Origin of the sequence: Burkholderia sp. GbtcB21 (assembly GCF_019091065.1) — a bacterium.
GTDB lineage: Bacteria > Pseudomonadota > Gammaproteobacteria > Burkholderiales > Burkholderiaceae > Burkholderia > Burkholderia pyrrocinia_C.
The window spans coordinates 1-302 of sequence record NZ_JAGXKA010000171.1 but is presented as its reverse complement, the minus strand read 5'-3'; the positions used below and the strand labels follow the sequence as shown (position 1 = coordinate 302).

1 protein-coding gene is annotated in these 302 nt (G+C 68.2%); it reads right to left on the bottom strand.

The features are described 5' to 3' along the window. Window positions 1-302 (bottom strand): DNA topoisomerase (locus KVT39_RS36725; RefSeq protein WP_254640804.1); only part of this gene is annotated, 302 nt, incomplete at both ends.

Below are 302 nucleotides of genomic sequence, written 5' to 3'. Positions count from 1 at the left end.
TAGTCGCGCGGGATGAAGCGGCGGATTTTCTCTTCGCGTTCGACGTCGATCGACAGCGTTGGCGTCTGAACGCGGCCGACTGTCGTCAGGAAGAAGCCGCCGCCCTTGCTGTTGTACGCGGTCATCGCGCGGGTGCCGTTGATCCCGACGAGCCAGTCGGCTTCCGAGCGGCAGCGTGCGGCGTCGGCGGGCGGCTGCATGTCCGTGTCGCTGCGCAGGTTCGCGAAACCGTCGCGGGTCGCCTGCGGCGTCATCGATTGCAGCCACAGGCGCTGGGCCGGCTGCTTCGCCTTCGCGTGCTG